The organism is Lentibacillus sp., assembly GCF_035301925.1.
GTDB lineage: Bacteria > Bacillota > Bacilli > Bacillales > Amphibacillaceae > Lentibacillus.
In genome coordinates this window covers 1-16864 of the sequence record NZ_DATGTI010000008.1, presented here as the reverse complement: position 1 = coordinate 16864, position 16864 = coordinate 1, and the positions used below count along the sequence as shown (strand labels likewise).

Genomic DNA, 16864 nt, shown 5'->3' with positions numbered 1-16864 from the left:
TCTGATTCATAACTTCTTCCGCAAAGTTTTCTTCACGTTTCTCCAAGCCTTCACCAACTTCGTAACGGACAAATGTGCTGACGGACGCGTTATTATCTGCAACATATTTCTTCACTTTTTGATCCGGGTCTTTGACAAAATCCTGTTCGAGCAGGCAAATTTCTTCAAAGAATTTACCCAGGCGTCCTTCAACCATTTTCTCAACGATATGTTCCGGCTTTCCTTCATTCATTGCTTGTGTTTTCAGCACCTCACGCTCTTTGTTCACTTCATCTTCCGGAACGTCGTCTTTCGAAACATAACGGGGGCTGACCGCAGCAGCATGCATAGCAATATCTTTTGCAAGGTTTTCATCTGTTGTACCTTCAAGCAATGTCAGCACACCAATCGTTCCACCCATATGAAGATAGGCACCAAATGCATCATTATCTGTCTTGTTCAGTAATGTGAAACGGCGCAGTGAAATTTTTTCACCGATTTTGCCAACTGCCGCATTAATGTACTGTTCAACCGTGTCGCCATCACCATGTAATTGTTGCTTGAGGGCTTCTTCAACCGTTTCAGGCTTCTGTTTGACAATATGTGTACCAAGTTCCGACAGTAATTGTTTGAACTGGTCATTTTTCGTAACAAAGTCCGTTTCACAATTGACTTCCAGGAGTGCTGCCGTATTTCCGTCAAATTCAATATGGGCTAATCCTTCAGCCGCAATACGATCGGCTTTTTTGGCAGCTTTCGCCATCCCTTTTTCACGCAGGAATTCGATTGCTTTATCGATATCGCCATCAGTCTCCTGAAGCGCTTTTTTACAATCCATCATACCGGCTCCGGTTTTCTCACGAAGTTCTTTAACTAATTTTGCCGTAATCGCCATTATAAATCCTCCTTAAGTAATTTAACCTATTATCTCCTTGAAAAAAGGTGATAAAAGGCTCTATCCCCTTATCACCTGTCCTTTTTAAATACTACTCATTATTTGTTTCAGTTTCTGCGGCAACTGCCTCTTTTTCCGGCTGTTCTTCTTCCGGCACTTCTTCTGTCTCTTCACCTTGTTTGACTTCCAGAATGGCATCAGCCATTTTGGATGTCATCAGTTTTACAGCACGAATGGCGTCATCATTCGCCGGAATGACAAAATCAATTTCATCCGGATCGCAATTTGTATCAACCATTGCAATAATCGGGATGTTCAATTTATGTGCTTCTGCAATTGCAATACGCTCTTTACGTGGATCAATTACAAACAAAGCATCAGGCAATTTATTCATTTCTTTGATACCGCCGAGAAACTTAACAAGGCGGTCCTTTTCTTTTAACAGACCAACAACTTCTTTCTTTGGCAGCACATCGAAAGTACCGTCCTCTTCCATACGCTCAATATCTTTAAGGCGGTTGATACGTTTACGGATTGTCTGGAAATTTGTCAATGTTCCGCCTAACCAGCGCTGGTTCACATAAAACATACCGGAACGGGTTGCCTCGTCACGAACAGAATCCTGTGCTTGTTTTTTTGTTCCGACAAACAGGATTGAACCCCCATTTGCCGCAATATCTTTCACATAGTTGTACGCTTCATCAACTTTTTTAACTGTTTTTTGCAAGTCGATGATATAGATGCCGTTACGTTCCGTGAAGATGTATTTCTTCATCTTCGGATTCCAACGGCGAGTTTGATGCCCAAAATGCACACCAGCTTCGAGTAATTGTTTCATTGAAATAACTGACATTAAAAATTCCTCCTAATGGTTTTTTCCTCCGCTTCAGATCATCTTTGCATAAAGACCATCTTTGAAATGGCACCCAATATGCAAATCACCCGAGCGTGTGTATTTATGTTCACATTGCGTGTGAACAAAGTTTTACACCAAAAATAAATATATCATAACAATCATGACCAATCAAGGATTAATATGTGCTTTCTTATTTATTTTTATAATCAGTTCCGCTTCTGTTTTACCGCAGTTTAATTTGCGTGCAATATCCTCAACTGTCATGCCTTTATCATGAAGCTGCAATATTTGGGCCTCAAGGGATAAATCAGACACATCTGTCACATGATCGGTTTGCGGCGTGTAACTGTTTTCTTCATGTTTTATATTCGCTTCCGGCTGTATTTGTGCTTCTTGCGCTGAATAATTTTCATACACCGTGCTTTTATCTGTTAAAGCTTTCTCAAGAAACCGGTTTTCCGCTTTGATATCGTCCAGATACGTTTTCAGCAACTCTTCCATCTCTCCGGACTCACTTTTCCGTAACGACTGTACTTGCTTAAACAATTGAAAAATTACAATGAATGCAATGATGTTCAGCAATAAACTTAAAATCAATAACATCGAAGTCATATCATCCCTCTATCCGCTGAAATCAATTTGCCTGCCAAGGTATGGGTGTTTTATGGATGATTCATCCGGATCCTGGTGCTGCCCGCTCGTGTGATATCCTTGCTGATGTCGACCTTCGTCGTTCCTTTTAATATCATGAATATCCTCAAAAAGCTGTACGCTGTTTCGCTTTTTTATATTTTCTTTCAATTGACTTTGTGCGAGTGACGCTTGAAAATGCTGATTCTGCTTCATCATTTGCTCCTGCAGTTGCCCGGCATCCTGTGTTCTTGGAAGCGCCACTTGCATTTCGATTGATTTCCAGCCCAACCGAATCAACTCCCTGAAAAGTAAATGTTCCAGATTCCTTACTTATACATTCGGGATGAACTGCGGAAATTCCTCTTTATCATTTAATTTTTATCGGTTGTTCAAACACGCACATTAAGACTGAGCCTGTATTTTTTGCAGCGATTTTCGCAGTTTAAATAATGCTTTTCGGTGTATCTGGGATATTCTTGATGTTGTCAATTCAAGAACCTGTCCGATTTCTGTCAACGTCAGCTCCTGATGATAAAACAAACTGATGACCATTTGTTCATTTTCATTAAGCGATTTTATACTTTCCACCAGTTCATCTTTTAATTCCGATTGCAATATGTGGTCAATCGGCTGGACAGATGAATCATCCGGTATTGTATAACCTATTCCTTCTTTATGGTCACTTTCTTTACCCGGTTTTTCCTCAATTGATAATATGTTCGCAACAAGTGAATCTCTTGTATGTTCCTCGACTTCCTTCGCTGACATCTGCAGTCTTTCGCCAATCTCTTCAGATGTCGGCTCCCGCTGATAAATTTGTTCCAGCTGCTGTGAGACTTGTTCCACTTTCTTTGTTTTTTCCCTGATCGATCTTGGCAGCCAGTCTTCTTTTCGCAATCCGTCGATAATGGTACCACGTATACGAAAAGATGCATATGTATCAAATTTCAAATCACGATTTTGCTGAAATTTGGTTAATGCATCAAATAACCCCATCATGCCAAAACTCTTTAGATCTTCTTTATCCACACTAAGCGGCAGATGGCTGGAAATTCTTTCGACATGAAAACTCACAAGATACATGTAATGTTCCATCAATTTATTTACAGCGGACTGATCATGATGTTCCAGCCATTGTTCCCACAATGACTGCACTAGAGGAGATTCGTTTGTTGCCATACTTTCAGCTCCTCCCTCATTCTTTATCTGTACTTAAACGGATGGTTCGGCCAGTCCATTTAATCGTTTCATTATATGATTGATTCACCTTGATAGATTGTCCGGATTTTCAAGGTGCCTGAAGCGGGATCAAATTCGATTGTTCTGCCACTGTTACCGCCAACATCCTTCGCTTTTAGCACGATATGATGTTCATTAAGCTTTTCCTGTACAGCCTGAACGTTTCTTGATCCAATCCGTATTAAATCATTATTAGAAGCAAATTCAAACATTTGTGCACCGCCGGCCATTTTTGCCTTTAAAGCATATTTTGCCGCACCGGCTGAACACAACTTTTCAATCAATCGATCAATTGCCGTATCAGCATATTTATATGGATTCAAGTTTGCCTGCTTAGCCAAGCTTGAATCCGGAAGCATGATATGTGCCAAACCTGCCACCTGTCTATTCAAGTCGTATAAGACTAATCCGACACAGGATCCGAGACCGGTCGTCTTTATCTTGTCTGGTGCTTTTGCCATTTTTTGGTCGGCTATTCCGACCTTTATCATTGCGTTTCTGTTATTCATTTTCTTCAATTCCTAATGATTGAAACAGTTTCAAAAACGATCCGGGATCAGGCAAGAATAAAAAATTGCCATGAATGCGATGACTCTTGCCGCCATAGCTGATTTCAGTTTCGATAATCAGGGCATGATCAGTAACTTGTGAAACTTCAATAAGTGCATGTGATACAATGGCACCGGCCATATCGATGTGTAAGAATGGAACAGATGGCTGCATATGAAGTCCGGTAAAATCAGAAAGCGCTGATAAATAAGAACCAGTCAGAATATTACCGGTTTCTTTTATAGCAGATTCTGCAAAGTGATTTGTCTCGCCGTGAACCAATTGTATGTCTGAGTGTTGTGTCATACTTTTGACCAGGGATTCAGCCTCTTCAACATGCAGTATAAAATAAACAGTTCCAGGGGCATCCCCATATATACGAATCATAATGCCTGCAACAGGGGTGTCTGATGCACCTATCCATTCCAAAACTTCATCAAATGGCATAATATGGACTGATGGTACTTGCATATCAACCTTGTTGTTCATGAGTTTTGACATCGACGTTGTTGCATGACCTGCACCAATATTCCCCGCCTCACGTAATACATCCAATTGAAATGCAGACAAACGGTTTGGTTCCATGATGTCTTCAACCCCTTGCCACATTTAATTCATTTACTTCCTCCGGCGACAAAACACTTCTTAAGTGAAGCAATATGAGTAACCGGTCATCAATCTTAGCAACACCTTCAATATACTCAATGCTGGCTGAACCGACTACTTCCGGTGCAGGTTCAATGGCACTTTCCGGAATATCCATAACATCATTTGCTGCATCTGCAATCAGACCAACTTCCATATCATCCACAAATACAATAATAATCCGGCTGGAATCTTTGAAATCAATTTTTTCCATGCCAAAACGCGCTCTTAAATCAATAACCGGCGTCACAATACCATGCAAATTGATAACGCCTTTAACACAATCAGATGTTTGCGGTACTCTCGTGATGGTCTGTATTCGTTCAATTGATTTGACCTGATGAACCGATACAGCATATTCTTCATTATCCAGTTGAAACACGATCACTTTACGGTTAACAGCTGTTTCTTCATTCATCTTGACTCCCCCTATTGAGCATTACATTCGATTAGAGCATGACTTTTGATGATTAACGATGCCTCATTGTTACAAGGGTGTTAATCATCGACCCGATTTTTTGTACTGGTGCGCTCTGATTCACAAGACTTGTTTCCACTGCTGCTTTGGGCATTCCGTAAACGACTGAGGTTTGCTCTGATTCTGCTATGACTGCAGCATCTTTATGATACGTCTTTAAAAATTTGAGTCCCTCGGCCCCGTCTGCTCCCATTCCGGTTAATACGACGACAATTTTATGAACATCCTGCAAATATGCCATTGATTCAAAAAGAACATCAACAGAAGGCCTTTGTCCATGTATTTGTTTCTCCTTCGTCAGTTGAATCGTATAGTTTCCACCGGGATTCTCCACTTTCATATGATAGTCACCAGGTGCCAGGTAAGCTGTATGATGTTCGATTATTTCCCCGTGAGTTGCTTCTTTGACGCGTATGTTTACTGCCTGATCCAATCGTTTGGCAAGCGACCGGGTAAATCCTGCCGGCATATGCTGTACAATCAGAATCGCGGCCGAAAAATCATCCGGCAAATCGGCCAGAACTTGCTTTAATGCTTTTGGTCCGCCGGTTGAAGCTCCGATTCCAACAATCGTGTCAGGTGTGCGTTTCATAGGTCTACCTCTCCAGCATGAACTTTTTTAGTTTTTGTACAAAGGTAAATGATGAGCTGTTTCCTTTGGTCAATGATTGGTCTGTTAAATAATTGGCAGCAAGCTTTCTCAGCGCCTTTGATATGGCAGCTTTTTCATCTAAAAAAAGATAAGGTATTTGCCGCAGAACAGCAGCAGAAACGGTTTTATCATCGGGCAATGTTCCCAGCTTCCGTATGTCGATAGCCAGAAATTGCACAATTATCCGGCGAAATCTTTCAAGGGCTTGCTGACCATATTTATCTGATTTTGCACGATTCATAATAACCGAGATTGGCAAATCAGGATTGTTGTTCACAATATGTTTGATCATGCCATATGCATCTGTGATGGATGTAGGTTCAGGTGTTGTGACAACAATACACTCGTCTGATGCCATAATAAATGACAGCAAATCATGGGTTGCGCCTGCCCCCATGTCAAAAATAATATAATCATATAAATGAATTAATGCCTCATATTGCCGGAAAAAATGATTCTTTTCGTCCTGTTCCAGTGTGAAGATATCATTTAATCCCGAACCGGCTGCTACATATTCGAGCCCGCCCGGTCCGGTTTGAATAATATCATGAATGGGTAAATGCCCTTTGAACATATCGACAATCGTCGCTTCAGTCTCCATACCCAGTAAAATATCAAGATTCCCCATCCCAAAATCAAGATCAAACAACAGCACTTTTTTGTCATGGTTCAATAACGCCAGTGAAAAATTCAAAGCGATATTTGATTTACCGGCGCCGCCTTTACCGCTTGCGAATGCGATTGTTTTGGCTTCCCGAAAGTTCCGGGTACTTCCCATTTCCCTTCTCAAATTTCGCGCCTGATCATGTGACATGCTTTTCACCTGCTATCAATTCGCTGATCATTTGTGGTGACGGCCTTATAATATCATCCGGAACATCCTGGCCATTTGTCATAAAGGCAATGCCCAGCTGATTCTTTAATGCGATATTCAATATACTGCCATATTGCCGTGTCTCGTCCACTTTGGTGAATATGACGTTTTGTATTGGCAAATGCTGAAATTGATGATATATCGCCATGATATCATTTGCTTTAGCCGTCAGGGAGAGAACAAGATACGTTTCAGCATCATGCCCATTGAATGAAATGATCTTTTGCAAATCGTATACATATGTTTCATCCAGAAAATTTCTTCCGGCTGTATCAACCAATATTAAGTCACAAGAAGCAAATTTTTCGATAGCTGCTTTATAATCATTCAAATCATAAACAACTGCCAGTGGGATATTGAGTATATTGGCATAAGTTTTTAGTTGTTCAATTGCTGCAATCCGATATGTGTCAGCGGTAATTAGGGCGACCTGCTTCTTTTCGTTAATCATGCTGGACGCTGCGACTTTAGCAATCGTTGTTGTTTTCCCGACACCTGTAGGACCTACAAATTGGATGAGCTTCTTATTTTTTGGTAAACTTTCAAAGTTCAGTGCATTTAATCTATTTTCAATCTCACGTTTCACATCCGTCATAACATCGTCCTGGTCCGGAGCAGCATGATTTTCCTCTTCCTGCTTGCTGATAACGTTATCCATAATACTTTTGGCCAAATCCTCATCTATTTCCTGTTGTGTTAAATCGTTATAGATGACTTGATAATTGCCGGGATAATCATGACTGTTTACAGTCTGAAGTTCCACCATTTTCCTGACCTGTTTTAGCTCATTTAAAATCGGCTGTGCATTGATTTGTGTCTTCTGTTTCGTATTGACTGGCGGTTTTGCCTCATTCTGTTTTGAAGTAGCTTTAGGCTCCGGATCCAGTGCAGCAACAACTTCAATGTTCCGTTTTTTGAAAAGGCCTAAAAATCCGCCCTTGAATATTTCTCTTGAATTTAAAATCACAGCTTCGGGCCCCAGTTCTTTGCGGATCCGGTTCATAGCCTCTGGCATCGTTGGCGCTGTATATTTTTTTACCTTCATGCTACATTCACCACCCCAACACTTTGTACTTGGACACTCGGTTCCAGTTCGTTATACGATAACACAACCACTTGTGGCAGAAAGCGTTCCAGCAGCTGTTTTAAATACATCCTGATGGCAGGCGAGCATAATACAATGGCTGTCTCTTCCTGTAAGGCGATTTTTTCAGCTTCATCATGAATCGTTTTAATGATTTGCTCCTGTGATTCCGGATCCAATGCTAAATAATTGCCATGCTCTGTTTGCTGGATATTTTCGGCAATCATTTTTTCGACTTTGCCTGATACGGTTATCACACGTAATGACATATCATCACCTGCGTACTGTCTGGTGATTTGCGGTGCTAATGCTTGTCTGACATATTCCCCAAGCAGTTCAGTATCATTTGTTATCTTGCCAAAGTCTGCCAGTGTTTCAAATATGACAGGTAAATTACGGATCGAAATATTTTCCCGGAGCAATTTTGCAAGTACTTTCTGCACATCACCAACAGCTAATGGATCCGGCGTGACTTCTTCGACAAGGATTGGATAGCTTTCTTTTAAATGATCGATTAACTGCTTTGTTTCCTGACGTCCCAACAGCGAATGGGCATGCTGTTTGATCACTTCTGTAATATGGGTGGAAACAACTGACGGCGGATCAACGACTGTATAGCCTGATAACTCCGCCTCATCCTTATTTTCTTCGCTGATCCATTTGGCCGGCAGCCCGAAAGCAGGCTCTTTTGTGTCAATACCCTCTATGTCATCGTCATCCATATCAGGTGTCATGGCCAAATAGTGATCCAGCAGCAGTTCACCGGAAGCAACTGCATTCCCCTTTATTTTTAGCCTGTATTCATTTGGTTCAAGCTGAATGTTGTCACGGATTCTGACAACCGGGACGACAATACCCAACTCAATTGCCAGCTGCCGCCGGATCATCACGACACGATCCAATAAATCACCGCCTTGATCTGCATCCACCAGCGGAATGAGTGCATAGCCAAATTCAAATTCGATTGGATCCATACTCAGCAGATTGACAACATTCTCAGGTGATTTCATGGACGAGGCTTCCGTTTGTTCCGCTTCCTCGATATCCGGTTCTTCTTGTTCATTCGTTTGTCTTAACAGTACATAACCACCTAATGCTAAAAAGCAAGCAAGCACAGTCGTTAACAGGAAGTTGATTGGTGTAAATCCAAGAAAGAATATGGTCCCTGCTGCAATAAACAACAGTTTCGGATATTGCAGCAGCTGATCTGTTACATCACTGCCCAAGTTACCTTCTGATGTTGTTTTCGTTACGACAATCCCTGTCGCGGTGGCAATTAATAAGGCAGGGATCTGACTGACCAATCCATCACCAACTGTCAGCCGCATATATGTGTTGATGGCCTCTGTAAAGGTAAAATCCATCTGGACCATACCAATGATTAAGCCAAATATAATATTAATTAACACAATAATTATACCCGCAATGGCGTCACCTTTCACAAATTTGCTGGCACCATCCATCGCGCCATGGAAGTCTGCTTCATTCTCTACTTTTTCACGTCGTTCTTTTGCCTGTTGCTCAGAAATAAGACCGGCATTCAAATCAGCATCAATACTCATCTGCTTACCCGGCATCGCATCCAGTGTAAAACGTGCAGCAACCTCTGACACCCGTTCGGCGCCTTTCGTTATAACCAGAAATTGAATGATGACCAAAATAACAAATACGACAAAACCGACTAACGGATTATTGCCAATGACAAACGAACCAAACGTATCAACAACACCACCGGCATCAGCTTCTGATAAAATCGATCTGGTAGTCGATACGTTTAACCCAAGCCGGAATAAGGTTAACAGCAATAAAAGGGAAGGAAATATGGAAAATTGCAGCGCCTCTTGTGTATTCATTGACACCAAAATAACGATAAGTGCCAAGGAAATGTTGCATAAAATAAGAATACTTAATAGCCATCCCGGCAATGGGATAACCAGCATGATAATAATTAAAATAACGCCTAATAGTACAGATAAATCACGTGCTTTCATTGCTTTTGACTCCCCTTACTGCGCTAAACTTTTTTCTCCAGCCTGTAAACATAAGCTAAAATCTCAGCCATTGCTTTGTAAAATTCTTCCGGTATGACATCACCGATTTCAATCGCAACATATAGCGATCTTGCCAGTGGTCTGTCCTCAACGGTAACAACATTGTTTGCCTGCGCGACTTCCTTTATTTTCAAAGCGATCTGATCGGCACCTTTAGCAACAATGTAGGGGGCGGAGGCTTTTTCTTCATCATACCTGACGGCAATAGCGTAATGTGTCGGGTTGGTAATCACGACATCCGCAGAAGGCACTTCATTCATCATTCGCTGTGTAGCCATGTCACGCTGTTTTTCTTTAATTTTCGATTTAATTTGCGGGTCCCCTTCCATGTTTTTATGCTCGTCTTTAACATCTTTTTTGGACATCTTGATGTTTTTTTCAAAATCATATTTTTGATAAGCATAATCAAAAACAGACAGGAACAATAATGCGATTGCTGCAGAAACTCCCATAATAATGGTGACTTCACCAAAGAAACCAAGCGTGTTTTCAGCTGTTTTAAAAGCAAGCATCATCATGTCGTCTTTGTATATCCAAATAACAAAAAATGTGATAGCCCCAATAAACACAATTTTTAACAATGCCTTCAAAAGCTCCACTAAAGCCCTTGCGGAGAAAATCTTTTTGGACCCCTTAATGGGATCGATCTTTTTGAGATCGAACTTAAGAGGTTCAGTCGTAAACAAGAAACCGATTTGTGTAAAATTGGCCGCCAAACCTGCAATGATGGCAACAGCCATAATAGGTGCCAGCATTTTGGCCATTTCAATGGCTGATTCAATTAACACTTGGTTAATCGAATTGATGGATACATCCCAGTGAATATATTCAGTAAATGACTGCCTGAAGAGCGCTGTCAAATTATTTTTCATGAAACTTCCGGACACAAATAAAATCATGAAGCAAAAAAACAGTAGAAATGCTGTATTAATATCCTGACTTTTTGCCACTTTCCCTTTTTTTCGTTCATCCTGCCGTTTCTTCGGAGTTGCTTTTTCTGTTTTTTCTTCAGCACCTGCGAAAAACTGCAGATCCAGTTTCAACAACACATTAAGCACCTCCGAACAATTGCATTAAATCCCTCATGGCAGCAAACATCGTTTCAAACAATTTGTCCACCAATACGACATATAAGCTGAGGAAAACCAAAATAGCAGCAAAACTAATAAAAATTTTCAGCGGCAGTCCAACGACAAACACATTCAGCTGCGGAACGGTTCTGGCGATAATACCCAGCGCGACATCAACCAGAAACAAACAGCCGACAATCGGAATCGACATCTGGAAAGCAATCAAAAACATTTGATTAAATGTTTGGATGACAAATTCGATGATGCTGCCATCCGCAAACGGTATAAATGTCTCCATCGGGATTAAATGATAGCTATAATAGATGCCATCTATTAATAAATGATGCCCATTGACCGATAATAGAAATAATAGAGCAACGATATAGAAATATTGTCCAATCAAAGGGCTTTGGGCGCCTGTCTGCGGATCAATCACGTTGGCAATCGCAAACCCCATCTGAAAATCAATAAAGCCGCCGGCAATCTGTACCGCTGACAGGATGATGTAAGCAAGCAATCCGATTAATAACCCGACGATTGCTTCTTTAACTAATAAAAATATATAGGTATCATCAATCGGAACAGCAGATGCATCAACTGTATAATACACAATAAGTGCCAGAAAAAATGTAAACCCGATTTTGAAGGGTGTTGGTATCGTTGTATATGAGAATAGTGGCAGTGTCACAAAAAAGGCTGCCACTCTTACAAAGATAAGTAAAAAAACAGGAATGGCTGAAAGATTAATAAGTTCTAACATGCTTTACCCTACAAACTGATTCAGATTTTGATATAAATCAACCGTAAACTCGATTATTTGTGTCAGCATCCATGGACCGAAAAACACAATCCCAACCAATACAGCAATAATTTTGGGTATAAAGGCGAGGGTTTGCTCCTGAATCTGCGTCGTTGCCTGAAATATACTGACCAGAAGACCAACAGCCAATGCCAGAATAAGCAAAGGACCTGATATAAGCAAAATGACATAGACGCCTCTTTCAGCTAACGTTAAGACAAACTCACTGCTCATATGACCACACCTGCCTCAGAAGCCTTGCAATAGGGATTGGGTTATCAAATACCAGCCATCCACTAGCACAAATAAGAGTATTTTAAACGGTAATGAAATCATAACAGGCGGCAGCATCATCATCCCCATCGACATAAGGACACTCGCTACAGCCATATCAATGATCAAAAATGGAACAAATATCATAAAACCCATTTGAAAGGCGGTTTTTAATTCGCTGATTGCAAAAGCCGGAACTAATGTCGTAAGCGGAATATCCTGTACTGCCTCAGGCTGTTCCATTTCAGAATAGTCCATGAATAATTGCAAATCCTGCTGCCGTGTATGACGCGCCATAAAATCTTTGATCGGTTCACTTGCTTTTGTATACGCCTCGTCCAGTGTTATCTCTTCTTCAAAAAGCGGCTGTAATGCTTCATCATTCACTTCCTGGAATGTCGGGGCCATAATGAAAAACGTCAAAAACAAAGCTAAGCCAATTAAAACTTGATTCGGCGGCATTTGCTGGGTTGCCAATGATGTTCTGACAAACGATAACACAATCACAATCCGTGTAAAGCTCGTCATCAGGATCAGGATACTTGGCGCCAGTGATAATACAGTCAGTAACAGCAGCAACTGAACCGACGTCGATATATTTTCGGGATCGGAACCGGAAAACATATTAATAAATTCATTCATGTTTATCTTCCCTCTGTTTTTGCTGGTTGATCATCGAACGACGGGTCTGTTTCAATTTTTCCAGTTCTGTTGAAAACAGCTTTGTGAACTCATTTGCTGACTTGTTTTTATCTTCCTGACCAGTTTTTTGCTGAAACAAAGAAGACAGTAATGACATTGATTGACCATCAAGGGAATTATCATGATGTAACAACTCGTTTTTAATGGCTTCATCAGTAATTTCTTTTAGTAGTTCAACATTTTCTCCAACGCCAACAACAAATATTTTTGACCCGATTCGGACCAATTGGACTGACTTGTTGGGACCGACAGAAATACCGCCTAAGTTTTCCAATGCCTTCACTGGCTGAAAAAGTTTGTTTCTTTTTCTCAAAAATTTTAAGAGTCCATAAATAAGCCCCAAAACGAGCAGTAATGCAAAACCCATTTTTACGAGATTGAAGAATAATGACCCTGTACTAACGTCATCCGTTGATTTTTTCTGTTCGTTTTCAGTTTCATTTGCAGGTGCTTCGTCTGTCTCGAGGCAGTCCTCATTTTCGATACAGTCTTTTACATTCGTGGATGCAGCCTGAACAGCCCCACTCGTAAATAATGTGACGAAAAGTACTGTCAGACTAACAGTTAATATGATTGTCTGTCTCACATTGCTCACTCGTTTCCTAGTTCAGTACTTTCCGGATTGCTTCAATAACACGATCTGCCTGAAACGGTTTTACAATAAAGTCTTTTGCTCCAGCTTGAATGGCATCAATCACCAATGCTTGCTGCCCCATCGCTGAGCACATGATGACGTTTGCATTTGCATCGATTTCTTTAATTTCTTTTAATGCTGCAAGGCCATCTTTTTCCGGCATCGTAATATCCAATGTGACAAGATCCGGCTGAAGTTCCTTATATTGCTCAACTGCCTGCACCCCGTCTTGTGCTTCACCAACAACCTCAAAGCCGTTTTTAACTAATATATCTTTTATCATCATACGCATGAATGCTGCATCATCCACGATTAAGATTCGCTGTCCCATGTTTGACATTTCCTCCTAAACTCATTTATTTCAGCTTCATTAGCCGGTCAGATTGGCTGGTGATGTCTGTTACCCGGACACCAAAGTTTTCATCAATAACAACGACCTCACCTTTTGCAATCAATTTTTCATTGACCAGAATATCAACCGGCTCCCCGGCAAGTTTATCCAATTCAACAACTGATCCAGCTGATAAATCCAGAATATCTTTAACCGTCCTTTTGGTGCGCCCTAGTTCCACAGACACATTCAGCGGGATATCCAAAAGCATATCAAGATTTCGCTTTTCGTTGCTATTTAATGCCACTTGCTCTAAATCCGAGAAAGTTGCCTGCTGGATGGACGACGTATTCTGACTGACATGATCCCCCAGGTATTGTGGATTTTCAGTATGAGCTGTACGCTGCTCTTGATTCGTTTGTTCTTGTGGCCTGTCCAACTCGACAGTCGCAGCTGCATCTTTCTGTCCATCAGATGAAGATGCTTTCATCAATTGTGCAACGAATTGCTTTGCAAACGGAATCGGTAATACTTGCATAATATGGGAATCTATCAAACTGCCAACCCTTAAATGAAAAGAAACCTTAACCATATATCCATCTTCCGAAATTGTTTCGGCCGTATTGGCAGAATCCGGTTTTTCAAGTTTGATAGTTGGTGGTGATATATCAACACGCTTTTCAAAAACAGTGGACATACTGGTTGCAGCAGTACCCATCATTTGGTTCATGGCCTCCTGGAGAGCACTTAAGTGTATTTCTCCCAATTCCTGATCCGGGGAAGTCCCATCACCACCCAACATAATATCCGAAATAATCGCTGCATCCTCTGATTTCATCACAAAAACATTTTGTCCATCGAAACCTTCTATATAATTGACATAAATACTGACACGCTCAAAGTCAAATTCATTTGCAAAATCCGCCTTTGTCATGATGGATATTTCAGGCGTTGTTATATCAACTTTTTGATTTAATAGCGTTGACAATGTCGTTGCCGAGCTTCCAAACGAAATATTTCCGATTTCACCTAATGTGTCTTTTTCAATCGTTGATAAATAATCAGCTGAATTTGGAGCATTCGTTCCATAGTTATCCATCTCATCATCGTCCGCACCGACTTTTAACAACGCATCAATTTCCTCCTGGGAAAGCTTTCCATCATCCATCATCGTTCCCCCCTTTTATTTCTTCCAGCACTTGCACAGACATTTTATTGTTATATTTGCCAGGCTGTACATAAAATTTTGGTTCATGATTGATTTCCATTTGTAATGGTGCATCAATGGGCTGGTTTAACGCGATAACGTCATCCTTTTGTAAATGGAGCAGCTGCCCAATGTTGATTGTCGCCTCACCCAGCAGTGTTTTCGCTTCTACCTTAACTTTTTGCATGTTTTTTGTTAATTTCTCATATGACTCAGGGTCTCTCTCTTTATTGTTTGTCTGCATCCAGTAATGAACCGACAATTTTGGTATGATCGGTTCCAGTACAATATGTGGAATACAAATATTAATCATGCCGCTTGTCTCCCCTATTGTTGTGTTTAATGACACAACAATAACTGTTTCATTTGGGGATACCATTTGCAAAAATTGTGGATTGACCTCAAAATCTTCCAGTATAGGATCAATCTCGATTATGGAGGACCAGGCCTCCTTAAGATTGACAGATGCTTTTTCAAATAGCTGTGACATCAGCATTGTTTCAATTTCTGTTAAATTATCCACCTTATTCAAGCTGCTTCCCTTTCCGCCAAGAAGCCGATCAAGCATGCCATATGCAATATTTGGATTAACCTCCATTAAAATACTGCCATCCAACGGCTGAACACTGTATAAATTTAAAACAGTCATTTTGGGAACTGACCGGATAAACTCTTCATAAGGCAGTTGGTCTACAGACGCCACAGAGATATTGACATATGTTCTTAATTGTGCTGAGAAATATGTCGTCAGTAAACGGGCATAATTATCATGAATTCTGGCAAGACTTCTAATCTGGTCTTTGGAAAACCGGAGAGCCCTTTTAAAATCATAGACCCGGACCTTCTGTTCATTTTCTTCTTGTTTTAATTCTTCCGCATTCATTTCACCAGATGATATAGCAGATAATAATGAATCAATCTCATGTTGCGAAAGTACTTCTTCTGCCAAAAAACCTCACCTCCATATCGGAGTATCTATCAATCCTACTGTAAAATCTTTTTTATGGTGTAAACATCGGTAATCGAACCTTCCGTCATCACCTCATTTAACTTTAACTGCACAACATCTTCCAAGTCGGACAGTCCTGTTTTAAATTTTTCCTCATCCATTTTGGCAAGTTCCTTTATCAAAATGTTTTTTAATTGAAACTCACGCTTTTCGACTTCTTGCTTTGCGTTTTTACTATCTGTCATAACTTGGAATTGAATGCGTACAAAACTGCCGTCCTGCAGATCGGTCGTGATCTCCGGTGTTTTATACGAGTGCTCAACAATTTCATCAATTGATTGTGCATGACCATCGTTTTGATCACCGGTAAACTTTAAAATAACAATAAGTGCAACACCTGCAATCAGTAACAACACAATCAAAGATGTAATCATCGTCTTTGCGGCCCTATTCACTGCCATCATCCACCTCTTCAAATGACCTATTCAATCCAATTTTTTGGTAATAATTTGTCACGAGTGTCGTAACATCGGATTCAGAATCTTTAACAACGATCTTCTTGCCATTCATTAATGTGATCGTCGTATCCGGATGTGATTGAATCTGTTCAATCATCAATGCGTTTAATGTAAAAAGTTCTCCATTTAATCTGGTCAGCTGAATCATATGATGACGGGAGTGCCTCTAAAATGGACACCCCCATGCCTCCCTGTATTATCGTTTTAGATTGACAAGCTCTTGCAGGATTTCATCTGATGTCGTAATGATTCTGGTATTCGCCTGGAAACCGCGCTGTGCTGTAATCATCTCGGTAAATTCCTCAGCAAGGTCAACGTTCGACATCTCCAATGCCCCGCTGACGATTGTTGCAGCACCACCAGTCTCAGGCTCTTGTATTGTAGGTACGCCTGAATTATTTGTTTCGAGATATATGCTTCCACCATCTTTTTGAAGACCTTCCGGA

At 40.7% G+C, this 16864-nt stretch carries 23 protein-coding genes; all 23 read right to left on the bottom strand.

Going from position 1 to position 16864, the window contains the following annotated elements:
* The coding region (gene tsf, locus VK080_RS01170; RefSeq protein ID WP_324222974.1) for a translation elongation factor Ts at positions 1 to 874 on the bottom strand (874 nt) is incomplete at its 3' end.
* A gap of 91 nt (positions 875 to 965) precedes the next feature.
* Positions 966 to 1727 (bottom strand): 30S ribosomal protein S2, encoded by a 762-nt coding sequence (gene rpsB, locus VK080_RS01165; protein WP_324222973.1) that lies wholly within the window; start codon positions 1725 to 1727, stop codon positions 966 to 968.
* Positions 1728 to 1898: 171 nt separating this feature from the next.
* Positions 1899 to 2333 (bottom strand): helix-turn-helix domain-containing protein, encoded by a 435-nt coding sequence (locus tag VK080_RS01160; RefSeq protein ID WP_324222972.1) that lies wholly within the window; start codon positions 2331 to 2333, stop codon positions 1899 to 1901.
* An 18-nt stretch (positions 2334 to 2351) separates the two neighbouring features.
* The gene (locus VK080_RS01155) at positions 2352 to 2651 is read right to left on the bottom strand and encodes a hypothetical protein (protein ID WP_324222971.1); all 300 of its coding nucleotides are present in this window, start codon (positions 2649 to 2651) and stop codon (positions 2352 to 2354) included.
* 114 nt (positions 2652 to 2765) lie between these two features.
* Complete coding sequence (locus VK080_RS01150; RefSeq protein ID WP_324222970.1) at positions 2766 to 3542, bottom strand: FliA/WhiG family RNA polymerase sigma factor; 777 nt, start codon at positions 3540 to 3542, stop codon at positions 2766 to 2768.
* 71 nt (positions 3543 to 3613) lie between these two features.
* Positions 3614 to 4111 (bottom strand): chemotaxis protein CheD, encoded by a 498-nt coding sequence (locus tag VK080_RS01145; protein ID WP_324222969.1) that lies wholly within the window; start codon positions 4109 to 4111, stop codon positions 3614 to 3616.
* Complete coding sequence (locus VK080_RS01140; protein WP_324222968.1) at positions 4104 to 4736, bottom strand: chemotaxis protein CheC; 633 nt, start codon at positions 4734 to 4736, stop codon at positions 4104 to 4106. The genes VK080_RS01145 and VK080_RS01140 overlap by 8 nt, the downstream gene beginning before the upstream one ends.
* 7 nt (positions 4737 to 4743) lie before the next feature.
* A complete protein-coding gene (locus VK080_RS01135) occupies positions 4744 to 5214 on the bottom strand; it encodes a chemotaxis protein CheW (RefSeq protein WP_324222967.1) in 471 nt (156 codons plus the stop codon).
* Positions 5215 to 5266: 52 nt separating this feature from the next.
* Entirely contained in the window at positions 5267 to 5866 is a 600-nt protein-coding gene (locus VK080_RS01130; protein ID WP_324222966.1) for a CheB methylesterase domain-containing protein, read from the bottom strand.
* A 4-nt stretch (positions 5867 to 5870) separates the two neighbouring features.
* Complete coding sequence (locus VK080_RS01125) at positions 5871 to 6740, bottom strand: MinD/ParA family protein (RefSeq protein ID WP_324222965.1); 870 nt, start codon at positions 6738 to 6740, stop codon at positions 5871 to 5873.
* Positions 6730 to 7845 carry a flagellar biosynthesis protein FlhF gene (gene flhF, locus VK080_RS01120; protein WP_324222964.1) on the bottom strand — a complete coding sequence of 372 codons (1116 nt, stop codon included), beginning with the start codon at positions 7843 to 7845 and terminating at the stop codon, positions 6730 to 6732. The genes VK080_RS01125 and flhF overlap by 11 nt, the downstream gene beginning before the upstream one ends.
* Positions 7842 to 9875, bottom strand: a complete 2034-nt coding sequence (gene flhA / locus VK080_RS01115) for a flagellar biosynthesis protein FlhA (RefSeq protein ID WP_324222963.1) — start codon at positions 9873 to 9875, stop codon at positions 7842 to 7844. Before flhA ends, flhF begins: the two co-directional genes overlap by 4 nt.
* A gap of 23 nt (positions 9876 to 9898) precedes the next feature.
* Positions 9899 to 10984 (bottom strand): flagellar biosynthesis protein FlhB, encoded by a 1086-nt coding sequence (flhB, locus tag VK080_RS01110; protein ID WP_324222962.1) that lies wholly within the window; start codon positions 10982 to 10984, stop codon positions 9899 to 9901.
* Between the two features lies 1 nt (position 10985).
* Positions 10986 to 11765, bottom strand: a complete 780-nt coding sequence (gene fliR, locus VK080_RS01105) for a flagellar biosynthetic protein FliR (RefSeq protein WP_324222961.1) — start codon at positions 11763 to 11765, stop codon at positions 10986 to 10988.
* Between the two features lie 3 nt (positions 11766 to 11768).
* Positions 11769 to 12038: a flagellar biosynthesis protein FliQ gene (gene fliQ, locus VK080_RS01100; protein WP_324222960.1), complete on the bottom strand. Its 270-nt coding sequence runs from the start codon at positions 12036 to 12038 to the stop codon at positions 11769 to 11771.
* Positions 12039 to 12053: 15 nt separating this feature from the next.
* On the bottom strand, positions 12054 to 12719 hold the full coding sequence (gene fliP, locus VK080_RS01095) for a flagellar type III secretion system pore protein FliP (protein WP_324222959.1): 666 nt from the start codon (positions 12717 to 12719) through the stop codon (positions 12054 to 12056).
* Positions 12712 to 13365, bottom strand: a complete 654-nt coding sequence (locus VK080_RS01090) for a flagellar biosynthetic protein FliO (RefSeq protein WP_324222958.1) — start codon at positions 13363 to 13365, stop codon at positions 12712 to 12714. The genes fliP and VK080_RS01090 overlap by 8 nt, the downstream gene beginning before the upstream one ends.
* 16 nt (positions 13366 to 13381) lie before the next feature.
* Positions 13382 to 13744 (bottom strand): response regulator, encoded by a 363-nt coding sequence (locus VK080_RS01085; RefSeq protein ID WP_324222957.1) that lies wholly within the window; start codon positions 13742 to 13744, stop codon positions 13382 to 13384.
* A gap of 25 nt (positions 13745 to 13769) precedes the next feature.
* Entirely contained in the window at positions 13770 to 14915 is a 1146-nt protein-coding gene (fliY, locus tag VK080_RS01080; RefSeq protein WP_324222956.1) for a flagellar motor switch phosphatase FliY, read from the bottom strand.
* A complete protein-coding gene (fliM, locus tag VK080_RS01075; RefSeq protein WP_324222955.1) occupies positions 14905 to 15900 on the bottom strand; it encodes a flagellar motor switch protein FliM in 996 nt (331 codons plus the stop codon). The genes fliY and fliM overlap by 11 nt, the downstream gene beginning before the upstream one ends.
* Positions 15901 to 15935: 35 nt before the next feature.
* Complete coding sequence (gene fliL, locus VK080_RS01070; RefSeq protein WP_324222975.1) at positions 15936 to 16361, bottom strand: flagellar basal body-associated protein FliL; 426 nt, start codon at positions 16359 to 16361, stop codon at positions 15936 to 15938.
* Positions 16348 to 16566 carry a flagellar FlbD family protein gene (locus VK080_RS01065; protein WP_324222954.1) on the bottom strand — a complete coding sequence of 73 codons (219 nt, stop codon included), beginning with the start codon at positions 16564 to 16566 and terminating at the stop codon, positions 16348 to 16350. The genes fliL and VK080_RS01065 overlap by 14 nt, the downstream gene beginning before the upstream one ends.
* Positions 16567 to 16614: 48 nt before the next feature.
* A partial coding sequence (locus VK080_RS01060) for a flagellar hook-basal body complex protein (protein ID WP_324222953.1) occupies positions 16615 to 16864 on the bottom strand: 250 nt, incomplete at its 5' end.